Source organism: Pseudomonas kermanshahensis (assembly GCF_014269205.2).
Classification (GTDB): Bacteria; Pseudomonadota; Gammaproteobacteria; order Pseudomonadales; family Pseudomonadaceae; genus Aquipseudomonas; species Aquipseudomonas kermanshahensis.
The window spans coordinates 1-21,197 of sequence record NZ_JABWRY020000001.1; the positions used below are offsets into that span (position 1 = coordinate 1).

Sequence of the window (21,197 nt, forward strand, 5' to 3'; positions counted from 1 at the left end):
GCAGCTAGACAGTGTGGGCGAGTCCATACATAGGAGCAGCCTTGTGCTGCGAAGAGTCCGCTAAACACCCTGGGATGTTCGTTTTTATCGCTGGCCTCTTCGCAGCACAAGGCTGCTCCTACAAGGGGTTGTGTTGATTTCATGTGTGGGGTGGCGTAAACGCCATTTTTCGTGGCGTAAATGGCACTATCGTCCCTCCTTGACATCCGCTCGCGCTAAACGTAAGTTTCAAACAACTGTTTGATCGACGGCCGCCAAGCCTTGCCGGCAGTTCCGATCACCCCCGAACTCATCACAGAGGTTCATCGCAATGCCTGACTACAAAGCCCCCTTGCGTGATATCCGTTTCGTTCGCGACGAACTGCTCGGCTACGAAGCGCATTATCAGAGCCTGCCGGGTTGCCAGGACGCCACGCCCGACATGGTCGACGCGATCCTCGAAGAAGGCGCGAAGTTCTGTGAGCAGGTACTGGCCCCGCTGAACCGCGTTGGCGATCAGGAAGGCTGCACCTGGAGCGAGTCGGGCGTGAAGACGCCGACCGGTTTCAAAGCGGCCTACGAGCAATTCGTCGAAGGTGGCTGGCCGAGCCTGGCCCACGACGTGGCCCACGGCGGCCAAGGCCTGCCAGAGTCGCTGGGCCTGGCCCTGAGCGAGATGGTGGGTGAGTCGAACTGGTCGTGGGGCATGTACCCAGGCCTGTCCCATGGCGCGATGAACACCATTTCCGAGCACGGCACCGAAGAGCAACAGCACACCTACCTGACCAAGCTGGTCAGCGGCGAGTGGACCGGCACCATGTGCCTGACCGAGCCGCACTGCGGTACCGACCTGGGCATGCTGCGCACTAAGGCCGAGCCACAGGCCGACGGGTCGTACAAAGTGTCCGGCACCAAGATCTTCATCTCCGCCGGTGAGCACGACATGGCCGATAACATCGTCCATATCGTCCTGGCCCGCCTGCCGGATGCACCGGCCGGCACCAAAGGCATCTCGCTGTTCATCGTGCCCAAGTTCCTGCCCAACGCCGAAGGCGCTGTCGGTGAGCGCAACGCGGTGACCTGTGGCTCGATCGAGCACAAAATGGGCATCCACGGTAACGCCACCTGCGTGATGAACTTCGACGGCGCTACCGGCTACCTGATCGGCCCGGCCAACAAAGGCCTGAACTGCATGTTCACCTTCATGAACACTGCTCGCCTGGGCACCGCGCTGCAGGGCCTGGCCCACGCCGAAGTGGCGTTCCAAGGTGGCCTGAAATACGCCCGTGAGCGCCTGCAGATGCGTTCGCTGACCGGCCCTAAAGCCCCTGAAAAGGCGGCTGACCCGATCATCGTCCACCCGGACGTGCGCCGCATGCTGCTGACCATGAAGGCCTTCGCCGAAGGCAACCGCGCCATGGTCTACTTCACCGCCAAGCAGGTGGATATCGTCAAGTACAGCCAGGACGAGGAAGAGCGCAAAAAAGCCGACGCCCTGCTGGCCTTCATGACCCCGATCGCCAAGGCCTTCATGACCGAAGTCGGTTTCGAGGCTGCCAACCACGGCGTGCAGATCTACGGCGGCCATGGCTTCATCGCCGAGTGGGGCATGGAGCAGAACGTGCGCGACAGCCGTATCTCCATGCTGTACGAAGGCACCACCGGTATCCAGGCGCTGGACCTGCTCGGCCGTAAAGTGCTGATGACCCAAGGCGAAGCGCTGAAGGGCTTTACCAAGATCGTGCACAAGTTCTGCCAGGCGCAGGAAGGCAACGAGGCGGTCAAAGAGTTCGTTGAGCCGTTGGCGGCGATCAACAAGGAATGGGGCGAGCTGACCATGAAAGTGGGTATGGCGGCCATGAAGGATCGCGAAGAAGTGGGTGCCGCTTCGGTCGATTACCTGATGTATTCCGGTTACGCCTGCCTGGCTTACTTCTGGGCCGACATTGCCCGCCTGGCTGCCGAGAAGCTGGCTGCCGGTACTGAAGAAGTGGCGTTCTACACCGCCAAGCTGCAGACCGCGCGCTTCTACTTCCAGCGCATCCTGCCGCGCACCCGTACCCATGTGGCGACCATGCTGTCGGGTGCTGGAAACCTGATGGCGATGGACGAAGAGCACTTCGGCCTCTCTTACTGATCCACCGCGTGCACAAAAACCCGCCTGCCCTCACCGGCAGGCGGGTTTTTTCATTTTGCAGCCAGATGCCTGTGTAGGAGCAGCCTTGTGCTGCGAAGAGGCCATAACGGCCACAGAAAATCGTTTGTCATACCGGCCTCTTCGCAGCACAAGGCTGCTCCTACACAGGAGCTGCATAAGACTGTATTCAACTGTTCACGCGCGCTGCCGATGAAATAAGGGCACAATGCCACTATTGATCTGCCGGGTTGGAGATTACCCTTGTTTCGTCTTGATGCTGTACGCGTAACCCACTTCCTGCCTTCGCTGTTTCTCTTGCAGGCAGGCCTTGCGGCGGCTTACGTAAGAGACCTCAGTGTCTTTTTCACATCGCTGTTCAATGTCTTGCCCACCTTGGTCCTGCTATTGGGCGGTGCCTACTGCGCCGTTTACCGACGCCAGCGTGAGCTGTTTCTGATGGTGACGGTGTACATCGCCTACTTCCTGCTCGACACCCAGACCGACTTCTACCGCGACAACGGCCACGTGCGTGCGGACGCCGCGGTCATCTTCCACTTGGTGTGCCTGCTGCTGCCGGCCCTGTTCGGGCTGTATGGCGCCTGGCAGGAGCGCACCCACCTGCTGCAGGACCTGGTCGCCCGCTTCGCAGTGTTGTTCGCCGTTGCCAGCGTTGCGGTGGCACTGGAGCAAAGCTACCCCGATGCGCTACTGGCCTGGCTGGCAGAGATCCGCTGGCCGGCCTTGCATGGCCAGTGGATGAGCCTGATCCAGATGGTCTACCCGCTGTTCCTCGGCGTGTTCATCCTGCTGGTGGTGCAGTACCTGCGTGCGCCCAGGCCGTTGCATGCGGCGCAGGTCATTGGCCTGATCGGCCTGTTCTGGATGCTGCCGCAGACGTTCATCCTGCCGTTTACCCTGAACATCATGTGCAGCCAGGTGATGTTGATGATTGCCGCGGCTGTGGCGCACGAGGCCTATCAGATGGCCTTCCGCGACGAGCTGACGGGCTTGCCGGGGCGCCGTGCTTTGAACGAGCGTATGCAGCGGCTGGGGCGCAACTATGTGATCGCCATGACCGACGTCGACCACTTCAAGAAATTCAACGATACCCACGGCCACGATGTCGGCGACCAGGTGTTGCGCCTGGTTGCCAGCCGGTTGTCCAAGGTCACCGGTGGCGGCCGCGCCTACCGTTATGGTGGCGAGGAATTCGCCCTGGTCTTTGCGGGCAAGACGGCTGAAGAATGCGTGCCGCATGTGGAAGCTGTGCGCGGGGTGATTGCTAACTATGCGATGCAGCTGCGCGACCAGAACAGCCGACCGCAGGACGATTCGACAGGGCGTCAGCGCCGTGCTGGCAGCGGCGCGGGTACGGTGTCGGTGACCATCAGCATCGGTGTGGCCGAGCGCCAGGCCGATCATCGCAACCCGGAGGCGGTGCTCAAGTCGGCCGACCAGGCGCTGTATAGCGCCAAAGAGGCCGGGCGCAATTGTGTCATGGTGCATGGGCAACAATCGCAGCGTGGGGCGGTCCGCATGGCGTGACCAAACACGACTATACGGTCAGCTGATGACCCTATGTCTCGTAAAAGTTGTTCGGTTACACTGCCTGCAACCCAGTGTCGCGGTTCCCCGAGACCGCCCCGACCCTACTAGTGAGAGGTTGTCATGGCCGACTATAAAGCGCCCCTGCGCGACATGCGCTTCGTTTTGAATGAAGTCTTCAACGTGACCGAGCAATGGGCGCAGTTGCCCGCGCTGGCCGAGGTGGTGGATACCGAGACCGCCATGGCCGTGCTGGAAGAGGCCGGTAAGGTGACGGCCAGGACCATCGCCCCGCTCAGCCGCGCCGCCGACGAAGAGGGCTGCCACTGGGACAACGGCGCGGTCAGCACGCCGGCCGGCTTCATCGAGGCCTACAACACCTACGCCGAAGGTGGTTGGGTGGGCGTTGGTGGCGATCCCTTGTTCGGCGGCATGGGCATGCCCAAGGTTATCTCGGCCCAGGTCGAGGAAATGGTCAACGCGTCGAGCCTGGCCTTCGGCCTGTATCCGATGCTGACTGCCGGTGCCTGCCTGTCGATCAATGCCCACGCCAGTGAAGCGCTCAAGCAACAGTACCTGCCCAACATGTACGCCGGCGTCTGGGCTGGCTCCATGTGCCTGACCGAGCCCCATGCCGGCACCGACTTGGGCATCATCCGCACCAAGGCCGAACCCCAGGCCGACGGCAGCTACAAGGTCAGTGGCACCAAGATCTTCATCACCGGTGGTGAGCACGACCTGACCGAGAACATCATCCATCTGGTGCTGGCCAAGCTGCCGGACGCGCCCGCCGGGCCGAAAGGTATTTCGTTGTTCCTGGTGCCCAAGTTCCTGGTTAACGAAGACGGCAGCCTGGGCGCGCGCAACCCGGCCACTTGCGGCTCGATCGAACACAAGATGGGTATTCAAGCCTCCGCCACTTGTGTGATGAACTTCGACGAAGCGGTCGGTTACCTGGTCGGTGAGCCCAATAAGGGATTGGCGGCCATGTTCACCATGATGAACTACGAGCGCCTGGGTGTCGGCATTCAGGGCCTGGCATCGGCTGAACGTTCCTACCAAAATGCCGTGGAATACGCCCGTGACCGGCTGCAGAGCCGTGCCCCGACCGGCCCGCACGCCAAGGATAAGGTTGCCGACCCGATCATCGTCCACCCTGATGTGCGGCGCATGTTGCTGACCATGAAAGCCTTGATCGAAGGCGGGCGCGCCTTCTCGAGCTACGTGGCGCTGCAACTCGACAGTGCCAAATACAGCGAAGACGCCACCACACGCAAGCGCAGTGAAGAGCTGGTAGCCCTGTTGACGCCGGTGGCCAAGGCCTTCCTCACCGACCTAGGCCTGGAGTGCGCGGTGCACGGCCAGCAGGTGTTCGGTGGGCATGGCTACATTCGTGAGTGGGGCCAGGAGCAACTGGTGCGTGATGTGCGTATTACGCAGATCTACGAAGGCACCAACGGCATCCAGGCCCTCGACCTGATGGGGCGCAAGGTGGTTGCCAGTGGCGGTGCGTACTACAAGCTCTTCTCCGACGAGATCCGCCGCTTCATCGCGGGGGCCGACAGCGCGCTGGACGAGTTCGCCAAGCCGCTCGGCGCTTACCTCGACCAGCTGGACGGGCTGACCGAGTGGGTGCTGGAGCAGGCCAAGGGCAACCCCAATGAAATTGGCGCGGCCTCGGTCGAGTACCTGCATGCCTTTGGTTATGTGGCCTATGGCTACATGTGGGCGCTGATGGCGCGTGCGGCGCAGGCGGGTGAGGGGGATGAGGCGTTCTACTCGGGCAAGCTGGGTACGGCGCGGTTCTACTTTGCACGGTTGCTGCCACGGGTGGATTCGCTGGTGGCGTCGGTGAAGGCGGGGAGCGAGTCGCTGTACCTGCTGGACGCTGAGCAGTTCTGATAGATCTTGGGGCCGCTTTGCGGCCCTTCGCGACGCAAGGCCGCTCCTACAGGCCGGCGGTGCTATGAAGGTTACGCTGTACTTGTAGGAGCGGCCTTGCGTCGCGAAGGGGCGCAGAGCGCCCCCAATAGTCGATAAGATTCGCAATGAATCCCCTTTGTAAGCTTTTTCCTACACGACGTGGTGACTTTTCACCACTGTTCTCAGATTGGATCCACAGGTAATCTTTACCACATGGACGTTGCGCAGGAAGCGCAAAGGACAGATCAAGGAAGACGACGAAGGACCACCTGCCAGGATGGCGGGGCGATACGGATGTCACAGGGAAACAGTCTGGAAAACCCCGCTTCGGCGGGGTTTTCTTTGTGCGCGTTTTTTTGTCAGCCCAGCACATCCAGAGGCGAGCCTCCCAGCTGGCGCGCGTCTGTCTCTTCTTCCAGTAACGTACGCAGCAGCTCCACCGAGGCTTGCTGGCGCTGCGCATCGCGGAACACCAGCCCGACCTTGAGCGGCACCCGCGGCTCGCTCAATGGCTTCCACAGCAGCCCCTGGTCATCCTCGGCCGCGTCCTTGGCCCGCCCCGGCAAGATGGTAGCCAGCGCCGTATGGGCCAGGCTGTCGAGAATCCCCGCCATGTTGTTCATCTCTGCCTGCACCTGCGGCCGACGGCCCTGGCTGGCCAGTTGCGCCTGCCAGATCTGGCGAATCTGAAACTCTTCGCCCAGCATCAGCATGGGCAGTTCAGCGGCCTGGCGGATCGACACCTTCTTGAAGTCCTTCAAGGGATGGGTGTCGGGGATGACCAATTGCAGTTCATCTTCGTACAGCAACAGGCCATGCAGCCCGGGTTGGCGCGGTGGCAGGTAACTGATGCCGATGTCCAGGCTGCCATTGAGCAGGCGCCGTTCGATTTCCAGCCCCGACAGCTCGTAGATTTGCACCACAAGGTGCGGCTGGGCCTTGCGCAAGCGTTCGAGCAACTGCGGCACCAGGCTGGGCCGCACGGTCTGCAGCACGCCGATGGCCAGGGTACGCAAAGACTGGCCCTTGAAGTTGCGCATGGCCTCCTGGGCCCGTTGCAGGCCATCGAGCAGCGGCAGGGCATGGTTGTACAGCGTGTGGGCGGCCAAGGTCGGCAGCAGGCGCTTGTTGCTGCGCTCGAACAGGCTCAGGTCGAGGCTGTGCTCCAGTTGGCGGATCTGCTGGGAAAGCGCGGGTTGGGACAAAGACAGGCGCTCGGCGGCGCGGCCGACATGGCCTTCTTCGTACACCGCGACGAAATAACGCAGTTGGCGGAAATCCATAAGCAACACTTATCGAAAATGCTGGAAAAACGAAATGGTCGAAACCCGTCTTGGCGCCTAGTCTATCGCCGTATTCCAGTGGGTTACAGCGGTCATAGGGCCGGATTGTTACCCCGGATGAAAAACACTTTTGATAGGCAAGGCTGAATATCAAGTGCCGGCATCAAGACCGCACATTGGCCGCCCTTTACCGTGATTGGTTGGAGCCCTGATGAACCTGTTCAACCTGCGTCGCTCGGCTGCCGCCGCCGTCGCCGAGCCCGAGCGTGCGCCGGTGACCGTGGCGGATGCGCCGCAGTTGTCCCGTGAGCGCCTGATGCCGAGTACCGAACGTGCCCCGCAGGTTTTCGTGCGCGGCCAGGGCTCGTGGTTGTGGGACAGCGAAGGGCATGCCTTCTTGGACTTCACCCAGGGCGGCGCGGTGAACAGCCTCGGCCACAGCCCCAGCGTACTGGTCAAGGCGCTGGGCAATCAGGCCCAGGCGCTGATCAACCCGGGTTCGGGGTTTCACAGCCGCGGCCGGCTGGCGCTGGTCAACCGCCTGTGCCAGAGCACCGGCAGCGACCAGGCCTACCTGCTGAACAGCGGCGCCGAAGCGTGCGAAGGGGCGATCAAGCTGGCGCGCAAATGGGGCCAGCTGCACCGCAATGGCGCCTATCACATCATCACCGCCAGCCAGGCTTGCCACGGCCGCAGCCTGGGCGCGCTGTCGGCTTCCGACCCGCTGCCGTGCAATCGCTGCGAGCCTGGGCTGCCGGGCTTCAGCAAGGTGCCTTTCAATGACCTGGCGGCACTGCATGCGGAAGTGAACTCGCGCACCGTGGCAATCATGCTTGAGCCGATCCAGGGCGAGGCGGGGGTTATTCCCGCCACACAGGCGTACCTCAAAGGCGTCGAAACGCTGTGCCGCGAGCTGGGCATCCTGCTGATTCTGGATGAAGTCCAGACCGGTATCGGCCGGTGTGGTGCGCTGCTCGCTGAGCAGACTTACGGGGTACGTGCCGACATCATCACCCTGGGCAAGGGCTTGGGCGGTGGGGTACCGCTGGCCGCCTTGCTGGCACGCGGCACCGCTTGCTGCGCCGAGCCGGGTGAGCTGGAAGGCAGCCACCATGGCAACGCGCTGATGAGCGCGGCAGGCCTGGCAGTGCTGGACACCGTACTGGAGCCTGGCTTTTTCGAGCATGTGCAGGACAGCGGCCGCCACCTGCGCGAAGGCCTGAGCCGCCTGGCTGGTCGTTATGGCCAGGGCGAGGTGCGTGGCCAGGGGCTGCTGTGGGCCCTGCAACTGCACGAAGGCGTCGCCCAGGACCTGGTAACGGCCGCCCTGCATGAAGGCCTGCTGCTCAATGCACCGCAGGCGGATGTGGTGCGTTTCTCGCCGGCGTTGACCGTGAGCAAGGGCAACATCGACGAAATGCTCCTGCGCCTGGCCCGCGCCTTTGCCCGCCTGCATGCACAGCAGCAAGCCCGCCGCGAAATGCCTGCGTAACTGAATTAAACGAACCGTCTGGCGTTCCTGCGCATCGCCCCTGGCCTGTTTCATTTGGCCCGGGGCGTTTTTTTTGGGGGGTACCCTGGCCCTGTGGAACCTCTACGACGCGCGGCTAGTCTCTGTTGTAACCCTTCAGGAGAGACGTGCATGGACTTCATTCGCATCATCATCGCCATCTTGCTGCCGCCGCTTGGGGTATTTCTGCAGGTGGGTTTTGCCGGGGCGTTCTGGCTGAATATTCTGCTGACGCTGTGTGGGTACATTCCGGGGATCGTGCACGCGGTGTATATCATCGCCAAGCGCTAAGAAACGCGGGGCCGCAGTGCGGCCCCCTTGGCTTTACTGGCCCAACACCCGGCAATAAAACGCCCATTCCTCTTCCAACGCATGCGCCAGGTTCTGTGCATTACGGAACCCGTGCCGCTCTCCCGCATAGAAGTGCCCCTCGGCTGCAATGCCATTTGCCTTCAGGGCGTCCAGCATCAGGCGCGTCTGCTCTGGCACCACCACCGCATCCAGCTCACCCTGGAAGAAAATCACCGGCACTTTGATCTGCGCTGCATGCAACAAGGGCGTGCGTGCGCGATAACGTTCGGCGTCCTGCAGCGGGTCGCCGATCAACCAGTCCAGGTAGTCCCCTTCGAACTTGTGCGTGGCGCGGCCCAGTGCGACTGGGTCACTGACGCCGTACAGGCTGGCGCCGGCCCGGAACACATCATGGAACGCCAGGGCACATAGCGTGGTGTATCCGCCCGCGCTGCCGCCGCGAATGAAGGCCTTGCTCGGGTCGATCAGCCCCAGCCCCGCTAGGTGCGCAACCGCCGCGCAGGCATCCTCGACATCGCTCTCGCCCCAGCGCAGGTGCAGCGCCTGGCGATAGGCCCGGCCATAACCCGTGCTGCCGCGGTAGTTAAGGTCGGCGACGGCGAAGCCGCGCTGGGTCCAATACTGGATGCGTGGGTCGAGGGCTGGGTAGCACGCCGAGGTCGGCCCGCCATGAATAAACACCACCAAGGGCGCGGGCGCTTTGGCGTTCATGGCCGGGTAGAAGAAACCATGGGCGATACCGTTGCCGCTGGCGTAGCGCATGGCCTGCGGCTTGCTGATGCATTCGGCGGGCAGCACCTCGGCACCACCGGCCAGTACCCGCACCTCATGATTGCTCAGGTCGATGGCAATGACGGCGGGTGGGCTGACGGGCGAGGCGGCGATGGCATAGAGCTGCCCGGCATCCATCGCCAGGCTGCGAAAGCGGGTGTAGGCGCTGGCAAAACGCTCCACTTGCTGGTTTGCGGTTATCAGCCCTAACTGCGCAAAGCCATCCTCGAACCAACTGGCTACATAGCGTTGCGGCCCCAGGGCGAGCCAGGTGCTGGTACCCAGTTGCCAGGGCGCGCCGGCATGGTCGGCGGGTTCGGCGGGCAGGGCTTGCCAGTGCCCGGCGATCTCCCCCCAGGGCTGCCAGAAGCCATTGCGATCCGACAGGCAATACAAGCGGCCTTGTGCATCGAAACGCGGTTGTTGCAGGGATTCGTCCAGGCCCGCCACGCAGCGCGCAGGCCCCCAGGCGCCGCTGCTGTCACGCTCGCGCAACAACAGGCGCGTCTGTGTCCAGGGTTGCGCCGGGCGGTCCCATTCGACCCAGGCCAGGCGCTGCCCGTCGCTGCTCAAGGTGGGGGACGCGTAGAAGTCGGCACCTTCAGCCAGCACCTCGCGGGCGCCTTCGCGCAGGGCAACCAGGCGATGCTCCACGGTTGGCCCATGGTGCTCCTCGACTGCCAGCACCTGGCCGTCATGCCAGTGCACATCGCCGTAGCGGCAGTCGTCTGCCTGGGTCAGCGGGCGCGGCACTTCGCCGTCCAGCCCTTGGGTATACACCTGTTGATCCGTTTCGTTGACGAAGACCAGCCCGTCACCGCCGACACAGAAACTGCCGCCGCCGTATTCGTACACCCGGCTGCGCACACTGAAGCCATCCGGTGTCAGGCACTGGGCTTGGTACTGGTGCCAGTGCCAGATTCGGCAGGCGCCGTCGGCCGGGCGAAATTCGTTCCAGAACAGCCCGGCCGGGCTGACCTTGAGCTCGGCGAAGTCGGTGCCTGCAGCAACGGCCTGGGCTGCGCTGAATTCAGCCGCGAGCGATGACACGGGAGTTTCGTTCATTGCGGAAGGTCATCTCTTCAATCGCGAGTTGGGCGGTTTCTGCCTCCTCGCGGGCCTTGAGGATGATGCCGTGGTCAGCCGATTTTGCGCACACCGGGTCGGCGTTACTGGCATCGCCGGTGAGCATGAAGGCCTGGCAACGGCAACCGCCGAAGTCCTTTTCCTTCTCATCGCAGGAGCGGCAGGGCTCAGGCATCCATTGGTAACCGCGGAAACGGTTGAAGCCGAACGAGTCGTACCAGATATGCCGCAGGTCGTGGTCACGCACGTTGGGGAACTGCACCGGCAGTTGGCGGGCGCCGTGGCAGGGCAGGGCGGTGCCGTCCGGGGTGATGGTCAGGAACAGGTTGCCCCAGCCATTCATGCAGGCCTTGGGGCGCTCTTCGTAATAGTCCGGGGTGACGAAGATCAGCTTGCAGGGGTTGCCCTCGGCCTTGAGCTTGTCACGGTATTGGTTGGTGATGCGCTCGGCGCGCTCCAATTGCGCGCGGGTCGGCAGCAGGCCCAGGCGGTTGAGGTGCGCCCAGCCATAGAACTGGCAGGTGGCGAGCTCGACGAAGTCGGCTTCGAGGGCGATGCACAGCTCGATGATGCGGTCGATCTTGTCGATGTTGTGCCGATGGGTAACGAAGTTGAGCACCATCGGGTAGCCGTGGGCCTTCACGGCACGGGCCATCTCCAGCTTCTGCGCGAAGGCTTTTTTCGAGCCGGCCAGCAGGTTGTTCACCTGCTCGTCGCTGGCCTGGAAGCTGATCTGAATATGGTCCAGGCCGGCTTTTTTGAATTCGGCGATGCGGGCTTCGGTCAGGCCGATGCCGGAGGTGATCAGGTTGGTGTAGTAGCCCAGCCGACGGGCCTCACCGATCAGCTCGGCGAGGTCCTGGCGCACCAGCGGTTCGCCGCCGGAGAAACCAATCTGCGCGGCGCCCATTTCTCGCGCTTCGGCCATCACCTTGAACCACTGCGCGGTGCTCAGTTCCTGGCCTTGGGCGGCGAAGTCCAGCGGGTTGGAGCAGTACGGGCATTGCAGCGGGCAACGGTAGGTGAGCTCGGCCAGCAGCCACAGCGGCAAGCCGACCTCGGGCGTGGCCGGCAACTCAGGCGAGGACGATCCAGTGTTCGCCACGGGCCACCTCCATGAACTGCTCGATGTCGTCGGCAACTTCCGGCACATCGGGGAACTGCCGCGCAAGTTCGGCAATGATTGCCGCGACGTCGCGCTGGCCATCGATCAGGCCACCGATCAGCGCAGCGCTTTCGTTGAGCTTGATCATGCCCTCGGGGTACAGCAACACATGGCCTTTCTGTGCCGGCTCGTACTGGAAGCGGTAGCCAGGGCGCCAGTTGGGCACTTGCTTGCGATCGAAACTCATAGGGCGATCCCCTTGTGCCAGACCCGTTCCTGGGTGACCGAATGATAAGGCGGGCGGTTCAGCTCGTAGGCCATGCTCATGGCATCGAGCATGCTCCAAAGAATATCCAGCTTGAACTGCAGGATCTCCAGCATACGCTCCTGGCCCGCACGGGTGGTGTAGTGCTGCAAGGTGATTGCCAGGCCGTGCTCGACATCACGCCGCGCCTGGCCCAGGCGCGTGCGGAAGTATTCGTAACCGGCGGGGTCGATCCAGGGGTAGTGCTGTGGCCAGCTGTCCAGGCGCGACTGGTGGATCTGCGGGGCGAACAGCTCGGTCAGCGAGCTGCTGGCCGCCTCTTGCCAACTGGCGCGGCGGGCGAAGTTGACGTAGGCGTCGACGGCAAAGCGCACGCCGGGCAGTACCAGCTCCTGGGAGCGCAGTTGATCAGGGTCCAGGCCCACGGCCTGGCCAAGGCGCAGCCAGGCCTCAATACCGCCGTCTTCGCCAGGCGCGCCGTCATGGTCGAGCAGGCGCTGGATCCACTCACGGCGTACTTCGCGGTCCGGGCAGTTGGCCAGGATCGCGGCATCCTTCATCGGGATGTTGACCTGGTAGTAGAAGCGGTTGGCTACCCAGCCCTGGATCTGCTCGCGGCTGGCGCGGCCCTGGTACATCGCCACGTGATACGGGTGATGAATATGGTAGTAGGCACCTTTGGCGCGCAGGGCCTGCTCGAATTCGGCAGGGGACATCGGCAACGGGTCGCTCATCAGGCCTCCTTAAAGCTCGATGCTCATGCCATCGAAGGCGACTTCAACGCCTCGACGCTGGACCTCGGCCCGTTCTGGCGAGTCTTCATCGAGAATTGGGTTGGTGTTGTTGATGTGGATAAGTACCTTGCGCTGGCGCGGGAAACCATCGAGCACCTCGAGCATGCCGCCGGGGCCGTTTTGCGCCAGGTGGCCCATCTCGCGCCCGGTGCGGGTGCCGACACCACGGCGCTGCATTTCATCGTCTTCCCACAGGGTGCCGTCGACCAGCAGGCAGTCGGCGCCGTGCATCATCGCCAGCAGCTTGTCGTCGACCTGGCCCAGGCCCGGGGCGTAGAACAGCTTGCCACCGGTGCGGGTGTCTTCGACCAGCAAGCCCAGGTTGTCACCCGGGTGCGGGTCGAAGCGGTGCGGCGAATAGGGGGGCGCGGCGCTGCGCAGGGGGAAGGGCGTGAACCTGAGGTTGGGGCAGGCGTCGATAACGAAGCTGCCTTCGAGCTCGATACGGTTCCATTGCAGGCCGCCGTTCCAGTGGCTGAGCATGTTGAACAGCGGAAAGCCGGTGGTCAGGTCTTGGTGGACCATGTCTGTGCACCACACCGGGTGCGGGCAGCCTTCGCGCAGGCTGAGCAGGCCGGTGGTGTGGTCGATCTGGCTGTCGAGCAGGACGATGGCATTGATGCCGGTATCGCGCAGGGCGCGGGCCGGCTGCATCGGCGCGAAGGCCTGCAGTTGGGCGCGGATGTCGGGCGAGGCATTGCACAAGACCCAGTGCTCGCCATCGTCGGACAGCGCGATGGACGATTGCGTGCGCGCCGTGGCCCGCAGGCTACCGTCGCGGTAGCCCTTGCAGTTGACGCAGTTGCAGTTCCACTGGGGGAAGCCGCCGCCGGCGGCAGAACCGAGAATCTGGATGTACATGGCCACTCTCTACCGGGAAACCGTATCCAAAAAACACAAACGCCCCGGCGGGCCGAGGCGTCGAACCGTAAGCAGGGCTTAGCGGTTGGCGAAGTACATGGTGACTTCGAAGCCGATACGCAGATCAGTGTATGCAGGTTTGGTCCACATGGGATGACTCCTTCCGAACGGGGTTGAGTTGGTCAGCTACTTATTGGGTACCGCCGTACGCCGGAGGTTCCCTTGACTGAGATTGCGCTATCTTACAAGAAAAATTTGTACCGAAAGGTTAATTCTTCGAAAAGCGCCCTTGCAGTAAACGTAACAATCCTCGTTTTTGCTAGTGCCAGGATGGGTCTGGCGCTGCGCTGTTGGCCAGGCAGAGCCAAGGGGCATGAGGGGCCAGAAGACTGCCAAGTAGCGCATCAAGGTCCGCTTGCCGAGCCCTGAGGATAGACCACTGTAGGTCATTCAGCCTGTCGGGTCGTGTCGCCAGGTGTGTCTGCCACGCCCATTCGGCCACCTCGGCATTGGCCATCGCAGGCTCGGCGAACTGCTCGGCCAGCGCCTGCTGTGCTGCGCTGTCGAGCACCACGCCTTTGCTTAGGACCGGTTGCAGGTGAGCGAGAATTTGAGCAGGGGTGGCATGGGGCGATTGCACGCCAAACAGCAGGCCAGCGCAGCCTTCAATCTGACGGAAGGCGCTGAACACCGCGTAGCCCAGTTGCAGCTCTACCCGTAGGCGTTGATACACCGGCCCCTGCAACAGCTGCGCGAGCAGGCGGCCGATGGCTTGCTGGTCAGCGGGCACTGGGCAGAACAGCAACACCGCGTTTTCGCTGCCGGCCAGTGCAGCGTCTACCCATCGACGGGCTTGCCACTGGGGCGGCGCAGTGGCCGTAGCGCCTTGCCCGGGGCAGTGGGTCAGCACGGTGCCGAGAGGGCCCGTGTCTTCAAAGCCCAGTGCCAGGCCATGCCAGCGGGCCTGTTCCCACGCCTGCGCAAGCTGCCTCGGTTCGAGCGAGCCCGCGGGTAGCGGTTCGGCCTTGTGGGTATGCATGGCATCAGGCAGTCGCTTGAGCAGGGCTCTGATCGGGATCAGGGCGGGCGCGGGCGGCGGCGGAGTGTGCCAATCGGCAGGTGAGGGCGCGTTCAGCAGCGCGAGGGCTTCGGTGACGGCGTTCATCACCGCCGACGGTTGGCCGGCGCACTGTAGCTGCCAATATTCGCCAGCTTCGCTGAACTGTAGGTGCAGCCCGGCGCGTTCGGCGCGCTCCTGCAAGGGGCGCAGCGCCTGGCAAAGGATTGGGAACACGCCATGGCGCAGGCTTGAGGGCAGGTGCCAGCGCAGATAAAGGGCGGCGTATTGGCGTGATGCCGGGAGCATGTCGCTGATGGCCAGTGCTTTAGGTAACGGCGCGGTCGCGGGGGGCGGTGCGGCGGTCAGCAGAGCGTCTGCGGCGGGTATCTGCCATTGGCCATGCTCGCTGCTGGGAAGGCTGGCAAGCAGTGCCTTCAGCGCGCTCAGGCCTTGTTCGTCGAGTGCGGCGAAGGGCTGGCCTGAGCTGTCCCGTCGTGCCAGCTCCAGCGGGCTGGCGGCCCACTCACGGCTGCGCTGCAATTGACTGAACGCGGCGTTCAGCCGCTGCGGATCGGCCTGACGGACAAAACCGAACCAGCTATGCAGCAATGCGATCGCCTCATCCTTGCAGGCATCAGCCCCGAGCTGCAGGTCGATGTGCCAGAGCAGCTGCCCGGCGAACGCATACAACGTTTCGGCTTTGAAGCCTTGCAGCCAACCGCGCTGGCGAAGCGCACTCAGCCAGCCGCCTGGTCGGCTGTCGTCGAGCAGGTCGATCAGCAACCCCAGTGCGCGCTCGGCACCTTCTGGCAGGCTTTCGTGGGCGAACGTCAGTGGCTGCCCGGCCCTGCGCAGTGGCGGCGGCGATGCCTGCGTGGCACGGCTACCGGCCGGGAACAGGCTGCCAAATTCCCGACCCAGGCGTTCCAGTGCTTCCAGCGGTTGTGGGCCGCACAGGCTCAGTGTGATCTGCCCACCTTGGTAGAAGCGTTGGTGAAACAGGCCAAGGGCGCGTTGAAACGCAGGATCTTGCAGGGCGAGGGTATAACGATTGCCCGCCTGAAAACTGCTCAGCGGATGCTGGGGCGAAACCGACTGTAGCAGGGCGAATTGCTGCTGAGCCTGCGGGTTACGTGACCAGGCGATGAACTCGGCATGAATGACCTCACGCTCCCGGCGCTGGCGCTCGATGCCAAGGTCGGGTTCGGCCAGCATCTGGCACAGGCGCTCCAGCCCGCCGGCTAAAGCCGCGGGGGGGACCTCGAAGAAAAAGTCGGTGGTGCGCTCACGGGTGCTGGCGTTGACCTGGCCACCGAGGGCCTGCACATACCGCATCAGGCCGTCCTCCAACGGGAAGCGCGCTGTGCCCAGGAAGAACAGGTGTTCGAGAAAATGCGCCATGCCCGGCCATTTTGCCGGGGCATCGTGGCTGCCTGCCTGCACCCGCAACGCGGCCGCCGCACGCTTGAGGCGCGGGGCATGGCGCAGAGTCAGCTGCAGGCCGTTGGCGAGGGTGAGGTGCTGCGTGGCGTCAGGCATGGGGGCTCCAGGTAGGCGTTCATGCTAACGCATTTGTGCTGCCTGGCCTGGCCCAATCGCCGGCAAGCCGGCGCCTACGGGGCCTGTTTGCGTTGTCATTGTGGGAGCAACTGTCTTGTGGTGGTTGTGCCGGCCCCATCGCTGGCAAGCCAGCTCCCACAGGTGCGGCGCTAGCCTTTGAGGCTACACAGTTCGGGTGGGAGCCGGCTTGCCGGCGATTGGGCCGCAACGCGGCCCCTGTCAGCCCTCGCGGACATGCAGTTCCTGGCGCAAGTCGGTCAGGTAAGGAAACGCCTTGCGCCCTTCTACCACCTGCTCACGCGCAAGCTCGGCCAGCAACTGGCACTCGTCCCGCCCGGCCATGGCCAGCAGGCTGCCATCCGGGCCGATGATGCTACTCTGGCCGCAATAGTGGATGTCGCCCTCGGCCCCACAATAGTTGGCATACACCAGGTAACACTGGTTCTCCTGCGCCCGCGCTCGCACCGTCACCTGGCAGATGAAATCGTAAGGCGCCATGTTCGCCGTCGGTACCAGGATCAGTTCGGCGCCGTCCAGCGCCAGGCGCCGGGCGTTCTCCGGAAACTCGATGTCGTAGCAGATCAGCAGGCCGACCTTCCAGCCTTCCAGTTCCACAACGGGGAAATGGTCGGGGCCTGCGCTGAACATCGAGCGGTCCAGCTCACCGAACAGGTGCGTCTTACGGTAGTTGCACAGGCTGCGACCATGGGCATCGATCAACTGCACGCTGTTGTAGAACGCGCCATCATCGCTGCGCTCCGGGTAGCCATAGGCGATGGCGATGCGATGCGCCTGGGCGATCTCCACCACGTCCATGGCCGCGGGGCCATCACTGGCCTCGGCCAGGCGCTCGACCTGGGCCAGGCCGATGTTGTAGCCGGTGAGGAACATCTCCGGGCACACCAGCAGCTGGGCGCCGCTTTCAGCCGCCCGCTGCGCCTGGTGCTGCAGCCGTTGCAGATTGCCGGGCACGTCCAGTGGGTTGGGCGCGCCCTGGAACAGAGCGATACGCATGGCGCCTCCTTGTCTCAGTCGGCCAGGGCGATCGGGCCGATTTCATCGAACACATCGCCTGGGCCTGGGTTGTCCGGGTGGGTCTGGCCACCGAAGTGATTCATGATACCCCACACGGCATTGAGCGACGTCTGCACCGCGCCTTCCACCCACGCCGGCGTCCACGACACGTCGTCGCCGGCGATGAACATGCCGCGCTGTTCGGCGGGCATGTCCTGCTGCATGAAGTGCGCGTACATGCGCTGGTTGTAGCGGTAATGGCCCGGCAGCGCGCCCTTGAAGGCACCGAGAAAGTGCGGGTCGGCCTCCCACGAGATGGTGATCGGGTCGCCGATGATGTGCCCGGCGATATCGGTCTTCGGGTAGATTTTCTTCAGTGCGTCGAGGGCCAGTTGCACGCGTTTTTCCACCGGGTGCGGGAGCATCTTTAGGGCATCGCTCATCCACGCGTAGGACAGGCAGATCACCCCCGGCTTGTCGTCGCCGTTGTCGAACAGGTAGGTACCGCGGGTGAGGCGGTCGGTGAGCGTCATGCTCATCAGGTCACGGCCGGTTTGCGGGTCTTTGTCCTTCCAGAACGGGCGGTCGACCATCACGAAGGTTTTCGACGATTGCATGTAGCGGGTACGGTCCAGGGCCATCCACATCTTCTGCGAGAACAGCGACTCTTCGCAGTCGATCTGCGTGGTCAGCAGCCAGGTCTGGCACGTTGCAAGCACGGCGGCGTAATGGCGGGTGTCGCCCCAGTTGTCGGTCACCGCCAACTGGCCATCGGCGGCGCGGGCAATGCGCTTGACCCCGGTGCGCGGCGCACCGCCGTGCAGCGAGCTGAGGCTGGTGCCTTGCGGCCAATGGGCGCAGCGCTCCGGCACATGGCGCCAGATGCCTTGCGGCACCTGCTCGACGCCGCCCACGACCAAGTGTTGGTGGTCGTCGCAATTGGTCATCACCACGCGGAAGATTTCCAGCATCGAGTTGGGGAAGTCCGAGTCCCAGCCTCCGGTACCGAAGCCGACCTGGCCGAACACCTCCCGGTGCTGGAAGCTCAGCTTGGCGAAGGAGCGCGAGGTGGCGACGAAGTCGTAGAACGTGCGGTCGTCCCACAGGGGCACCAGCGTGTTCCACAGCGCTTTCAGGCGCGGTACATCACGGTCACGGATCGCCTGCTGGATATCGGCAAACTGCGCGCCACTTTCCAGGGCGTCGGCCCAGGCGTCGGCCACCTCGTGGAAAAGGTCGGGCAGGTCCGCGGCCTTTTCGGCGTAGTAGGTCTGGCCTTCCAGGTCGATCACCGTGCTGCCCGAGGCGGGGGTCAGCGGGTTGGGGAATGGCTTGGTCTCCAGGCCCAACTTGTCCACATAGTGGTAGAAGGCCGTCGAAGAGACCGGAAAGCGCATGCCACCCAACTCGGCGATGATCCCGTCGGTGCCGTTGAAGGCTTGCGAACGCAGCCGGCCACCCAGTTTCGACGCTTCATAGACGACAGGCTTGAGGCCCAGCTTCATCAACTCGTAAGCCGCTACCAGGCCAGCGATCCCGGCCCCGACAATTGCCACTTCCTCACCCTGGCGCTCGGCCGGGATGCTGCCCAGGCCGGCCGGGTGTTCCAGCCAGTCATCGAAGGCGAAGGGGAAGTCCGGGCCGAAGATGGTGATGGGCTTTTTGCCGTCGGCGGGGTGGCGGTTCTTGTTGTTCATGAAGTGACCTTGCCAGAGGGGCTGCGCAGAGAGCGGAGCCTGAGTATAGGAGATGCCTGGGGGTCATTTTAGGGCGTGGGGGGTTCGTAATTAAGATGCAGAGTGTTGGCCAAATGTAATTAGATTCGTCGTATTCGAGCTGCTTTAAGTCATTTCGACGAATTAGGTCAACGAAGCCAGATGATCCACGGTCTCCGGAAACCTCTGTACCAGGCGAATCAATGTGACTGCCTGTGCATTCGGCTTGGAACGGCCTTGTTCCCAACTCTCTAGCGTCCGGGCATTGGTCCTGAGGTAGTTCGCAAAAACTGCCCTCGACATGTTCAGCCGCTGCCGCAGCTCTAGTAACTCGTTAGGGGCAAGCGGAGGGAGTTGGGAGAAGCTGACCTTGTGCGAGCGCAGTGTCTTTTTGCCTTGGCGTTCCTCGGCTAACGCGTGCAGACCTTCGGTGAGCTCAGTGAAGAGGTTGCGGGGCATGGTTTGTCCTCGACAGATACTCGCGTTCGAGCAGAGTTTTTAGCGCTTTACGCTGAAGATCAGTCAGATCATCCTGAATGTCTTTTCCGTAAATGGTGAATAGCCAAAACTGTGCGCCAGAGAGCCAATAGTAGTAAATGATCCGGGTGCCGCTTCGCTTGCCTTTGTGGCGCTGCGTATCAGAAAACCGGAGTTTCCTGAGGCCGCCTGTTCCTTTGATGACATCACCTGCAAGTGGATGCCTCAACAGAAATTGCTGCAAGGCGTGAAAATCCTTGTCGCTCAGGTAGTCGGTTCGATGACGTTCGAACGGCGGTAGCTCAACAAAAATGGCATCCATTTTGTGTACGTTATCTGCGTATAGTTTGGGGTGGGCGAGCAGGCCCGTCAATAGGGCCGCCTTTCAGGCTATACACATTGGCGCCGTGCTGGGATGCTAGTGAATTGCAGCATGTGACACGGGTTAGAGAGTCCTGAGTTGCTGCGCCTCAAAGGCATACTCGAAGAGCAAGGCATAATCGACTGCCTCTCTTTCAAAGCAATTGCCCTCGGTCCACCTTGCTGCTCAAAATGATCGACGTGGTGGTCTTCTCCACCCCGTCGACACTGCCGATCTGATCAAGCAACTGGTCCAGCTGCTCCGGCGAATCGGTCCGCAGCCAAGCCACATAATCGAACTCGCCACTCACCGCGCACAGTTGCTGCACCTGCCCCATGGCACTCAGACGCCGCACCACCTCCTTGCCGGAACGGGGCTGCACCTTGATCCCGACATACGCCTGCAAGCCACCGCCCATCACGTGTTGGCCCAAGCGCACACCGTAGCCTGAGATCACCTTGTTCTTCTCCAGCCGCTCCAGGCGTGAGTTGACCGTGGTGCGCGCGATACCCAGCAGGCGGGCGAGGGTGGCAACGCTTTCGCGGGCATTGATTTGCAGCAGGGCGATCAGCTGGCGGTCGATTTCATCCAGCGAAATGTGGCGGGCATCCGACATGGCAAGTCTCTACAGTGGGCCCGCTAGCCTAGCCAGCCAATGGCAACCAGAGCAAGGCTGCGTCACTGGCTTTCTTTCGGCATCATGGCAGGCCGACCGTACTGGACCCGCGCCGTGAACTTCGCAAATCTGCTCGAATGCTGGCGACTGGAAGTCTCCAACAAGAAAAAGCCCGGCCGCCGCATCAGCCTGCTGTTCAACGTGCTGCGCCGCGCCCGCAAGGACAACAAGCTGCGCTTTCTCTTTGCCTTCCGCCTGGCCCAGTACCTCGACGCACGAGGCGGCCTGGCCCAGCGTCATGCCGCGCGCATGCAGCAACGGCTCAATCTGAAGTACGCCGTGGACATCGACATCGGCGCCCAAATCGCCCCCGGGCTGCGCATCGCCCACCTGCCTGGCGTGGTGATTACCCGCCACGTGAGCATCGGGCGTAACTTTTTCATCCGGCAGAATTGCTCGATCGGCATCAAGACCCTAGGGCTGGAGGCGTATGCGTTGCGCATTGGCGATAACGTCAGCATGGGCGCCAACAGCTGCATCGTGGCGGACCGGATCAGCATTGGCGATAACGTGGTGATTGGTGCCATGTCGCTGGTGATGCGGGACATTCCGGCGGGAAACACGTTTTACAATACGCGGCAGGTAGAGATTCAGCCTCGGGCGAGCTACTGAATATTTTGTTGCGCTGAACAACAGGCACAAAAAAGCCGCGCGATTGCGCGGCTTTGTCGTATTTGGTGGGCCCACACGGACTCGAACCGTGGACCAAAGGATTATGAGTCCTCTGCTCTAACCAACTGAGCTATAGGCCCTCAGTAAGTGG

Annotated in this window: 19 protein-coding genes and 1 tRNA gene; 6 read left to right on the forward strand and 14 right to left on the reverse strand. The window is 62.8% G+C overall.

Features of this window, described 5'->3' with window-relative positions; translation table 11 throughout:
* Positions 1-310: 310 nt before the first annotated feature.
* The 3 genes from HU764_RS00005 to HU764_RS00015 all read left to right on the forward strand — a co-directional run bounded on the left by HU764_RS00005 (position 311) and on the right by HU764_RS00015 (position 5,563).
* Positions 311-2,116: a phenylacyl-CoA dehydrogenase gene (locus HU764_RS00005; protein ID WP_099452704.1), complete on the forward strand. Its 1,806-nt coding sequence runs from the start codon at positions 311-313 to the stop codon at positions 2,114-2,116.
* A gap of 261 nt (positions 2,117-2,377) precedes the next feature.
* Positions 2,378-3,661 (forward strand): GGDEF domain-containing protein, encoded by a 1,284-nt coding sequence (locus HU764_RS00010; protein WP_186704032.1) that lies wholly within the window; start codon positions 2,378-2,380, stop codon positions 3,659-3,661.
* Between the two features lie 123 nt (positions 3,662-3,784).
* Positions 3,785-5,563 (forward strand): acyl-CoA dehydrogenase C-terminal domain-containing protein, encoded by a 1,779-nt coding sequence (locus tag HU764_RS00015; protein ID WP_186704031.1) that lies wholly within the window; start codon positions 3,785-3,787, stop codon positions 5,561-5,563.
* Positions 5,564-5,943: 380 nt separating this feature from the next.
* Here HU764_RS00015 and HU764_RS00020 read toward each other — a convergent pair whose 3' ends face one another.
* Positions 5,944-6,867, reverse strand: coding sequence for a LysR family transcriptional regulator (locus tag HU764_RS00020; RefSeq protein WP_085274061.1), 924 nt, complete (start codon positions 6,865-6,867; stop codon positions 5,944-5,946).
* Between the two features lie 211 nt (positions 6,868-7,078).
* On the opposite strand from HU764_RS00020, the gene HU764_RS00025 reads away from it, so the two are divergent.
* Positions 7,079-8,359 (forward strand): aspartate aminotransferase family protein, encoded by a 1,281-nt coding sequence (locus HU764_RS00025; protein WP_186681328.1) that lies wholly within the window; start codon positions 7,079-7,081, stop codon positions 8,357-8,359.
* A gap of 150 nt (positions 8,360-8,509) precedes the next feature.
* Positions 8,510-8,668 carry a YqaE/Pmp3 family membrane protein gene (locus tag HU764_RS00030; RefSeq protein WP_007904205.1) on the forward strand — a complete coding sequence of 53 codons (159 nt, stop codon included), beginning with the start codon at positions 8,510-8,512 and terminating at the stop codon, positions 8,666-8,668.
* A 33-nt stretch (positions 8,669-8,701) separates the two neighbouring features.
* On the opposite strand, the gene HU764_RS00035 is transcribed toward HU764_RS00030, so the two are convergent.
* The 12 genes from HU764_RS00035 to HU764_RS00090 all read right to left on the reverse strand — a co-directional run bounded on the left by HU764_RS00035 (position 8,702) and on the right by HU764_RS00090 (position 20,374).
* On the reverse strand, positions 8,702-10,525 hold the full coding sequence (locus HU764_RS00035; protein ID WP_186704030.1) for a S9 family peptidase: 1,824 nt from the start codon (positions 10,523-10,525) through the stop codon (positions 8,702-8,704).
* Complete coding sequence (gene pqqE, locus HU764_RS00040) at positions 10,491-11,651, reverse strand: pyrroloquinoline quinone biosynthesis protein PqqE (protein ID WP_186704029.1); 1,161 nt, start codon at positions 11,649-11,651, stop codon at positions 10,491-10,493. Before pqqE ends, HU764_RS00035 begins: the two co-directional genes overlap by 35 nt.
* Positions 11,623-11,898 carry a pyrroloquinoline quinone biosynthesis peptide chaperone PqqD gene (gene pqqD / locus HU764_RS00045; RefSeq protein WP_027594361.1) on the reverse strand — a complete coding sequence of 92 codons (276 nt, stop codon included), beginning with the start codon at positions 11,896-11,898 and terminating at the stop codon, positions 11,623-11,625. Before pqqD ends, pqqE begins: the two co-directional genes overlap by 29 nt.
* On the reverse strand, positions 11,895-12,650 hold the full coding sequence (gene pqqC, locus HU764_RS00050; protein WP_027594362.1) for a pyrroloquinoline-quinone synthase PqqC: 756 nt from the start codon (positions 12,648-12,650) through the stop codon (positions 11,895-11,897). The genes pqqD and pqqC overlap by 4 nt, the downstream gene beginning before the upstream one ends.
* A 9-nt stretch (positions 12,651-12,659) precedes the next feature.
* Positions 12,660-13,571 (reverse strand): pyrroloquinoline quinone biosynthesis protein PqqB, encoded by a 912-nt coding sequence (gene pqqB / locus HU764_RS00055; protein ID WP_027594363.1) that lies wholly within the window; start codon positions 13,569-13,571, stop codon positions 12,660-12,662.
* Positions 13,572-13,649: 78 nt separating this feature from the next.
* Entirely contained in the window at positions 13,650-13,721 is a 72-nt protein-coding gene (pqqA, locus tag HU764_RS00060) for a pyrroloquinoline quinone precursor peptide PqqA (RefSeq protein WP_003243383.1), read from the reverse strand.
* Positions 13,722-13,890: 169 nt separating this feature from the next.
* On the reverse strand, positions 13,891-16,170 hold the full coding sequence (pqqF, locus tag HU764_RS00065) for a pyrroloquinoline quinone biosynthesis protein PqqF (protein WP_186704028.1): 2,280 nt from the start codon (positions 16,168-16,170) through the stop codon (positions 13,891-13,893).
* A gap of 240 nt (positions 16,171-16,410) precedes the next feature.
* Positions 16,411-17,205, reverse strand: a complete 795-nt coding sequence (locus HU764_RS00070; RefSeq protein ID WP_186704027.1) for a carbon-nitrogen hydrolase family protein — start codon at positions 17,203-17,205, stop codon at positions 16,411-16,413.
* Between the two features lie 14 nt (positions 17,206-17,219).
* Positions 17,220-18,902: a flavin monoamine oxidase family protein gene (locus tag HU764_RS00075; protein ID WP_027594366.1), complete on the reverse strand. Its 1,683-nt coding sequence runs from the start codon at positions 18,900-18,902 to the stop codon at positions 17,220-17,222.
* 162 nt (positions 18,903-19,064) lie between these two features.
* Complete coding sequence (locus HU764_RS00080) at positions 19,065-19,379, reverse strand: helix-turn-helix domain-containing protein (protein ID WP_027594367.1); 315 nt, start codon at positions 19,377-19,379, stop codon at positions 19,065-19,067.
* Positions 19,357-19,719: a toxin gene (locus tag HU764_RS00085; RefSeq protein WP_186681342.1), complete on the reverse strand. Its 363-nt coding sequence runs from the start codon at positions 19,717-19,719 to the stop codon at positions 19,357-19,359. The genes HU764_RS00080 and HU764_RS00085 overlap by 23 nt, the downstream gene beginning before the upstream one ends.
* 193 nt (positions 19,720-19,912) lie before the next feature.
* Positions 19,913-20,374, reverse strand: coding sequence for an Lrp/AsnC family transcriptional regulator (locus tag HU764_RS00090; protein WP_085274064.1), 462 nt, complete (start codon positions 20,372-20,374; stop codon positions 19,913-19,915).
* A 114-nt stretch (positions 20,375-20,488) separates the two neighbouring features.
* On the opposite strand from HU764_RS00090, the gene HU764_RS00095 reads away from it, so the two are divergent.
* Complete coding sequence (locus HU764_RS00095) at positions 20,489-21,046, forward strand: LbetaH domain-containing protein (RefSeq protein WP_186704026.1); 558 nt, start codon at positions 20,489-20,491, stop codon at positions 21,044-21,046.
* A 63-nt stretch (positions 21,047-21,109) separates the two neighbouring features.
* Here the strand turns inward: HU764_RS00095 and HU764_RS00100 are convergent.
* Positions 21,110-21,186 (reverse strand) — tRNA-Ile (locus HU764_RS00100).
* Positions 21,187-21,197: the final 11 nt, after the last annotated feature.

Excerpts from the sequence above, each read along its gene's own strand:
- HU764_RS00015 (WP_186704031.1), top strand. The coding sequence starts at position 3,785 with ATGGCCGACTATAAAGCGCCCCTGCGCGACATGCGCTTCGTTTTGAAT.
- HU764_RS00075 (WP_027594366.1), bottom strand. The coding sequence starts at position 18,902 with ATGAACAACAAGAACCGCCACCCCGCCGACGGCAAAAAGCCCATCACC.
- pqqD (WP_027594361.1), bottom strand. The coding sequence starts at position 11,898 with ATGAGTTTCGATCGCAAGCAAGTGCCCAACTGGCGCCCTGGCTACCGC.
- HU764_RS00025 (WP_186681328.1), top strand. The coding sequence starts at position 7,079 with ATGAACCTGTTCAACCTGCGTCGCTCGGCTGCCGCCGCCGTCGCCGAG.
- HU764_RS00090 (WP_085274064.1), bottom strand. The coding sequence starts at position 20,374 with ATGTCGGATGCCCGCCACATTTCGCTGGATGAAATCGACCGCCAGCTG.
- HU764_RS00085 (WP_186681342.1), bottom strand. The coding sequence starts at position 19,719 with ATGGATGCCATTTTTGTTGAGCTACCGCCGTTCGAACGTCATCGAACC.
- HU764_RS00070 (WP_186704027.1), bottom strand. The coding sequence starts at position 17,205 with ATGCGTATCGCTCTGTTCCAGGGCGCGCCCAACCCACTGGACGTGCCC.
- HU764_RS00030 (WP_007904205.1), top strand. The coding sequence starts at position 8,510 with ATGGACTTCATTCGCATCATCATCGCCATCTTGCTGCCGCCGCTTGGG.
- pqqB (WP_027594363.1), bottom strand. The coding sequence starts at position 13,571 with ATGTACATCCAGATTCTCGGTTCTGCCGCCGGCGGCGGCTTCCCCCAG.
- pqqF (WP_186704028.1), bottom strand. The coding sequence starts at position 16,170 with ATGCCTGACGCCACGCAGCACCTCACCCTCGCCAACGGCCTGCAGCTG.
- HU764_RS00080 (WP_027594367.1), bottom strand. The coding sequence starts at position 19,379 with ATGCCCCGCAACCTCTTCACTGAGCTCACCGAAGGTCTGCACGCGTTA.
- HU764_RS00005 (WP_099452704.1), top strand. The coding sequence starts at position 311 with ATGCCTGACTACAAAGCCCCCTTGCGTGATATCCGTTTCGTTCGCGAC.
- HU764_RS00035 (WP_186704030.1), bottom strand. The coding sequence starts at position 10,525 with ATGAACGAAACTCCCGTGTCATCGCTCGCGGCTGAATTCAGCGCAGCC.
- pqqC (WP_027594362.1), bottom strand. The coding sequence starts at position 12,650 with ATGAGCGACCCGTTGCCGATGTCCCCTGCCGAATTCGAGCAGGCCCTG.
- HU764_RS00020 (WP_085274061.1), bottom strand. The coding sequence starts at position 6,867 with ATGGATTTCCGCCAACTGCGTTATTTCGTCGCGGTGTACGAAGAAGGC.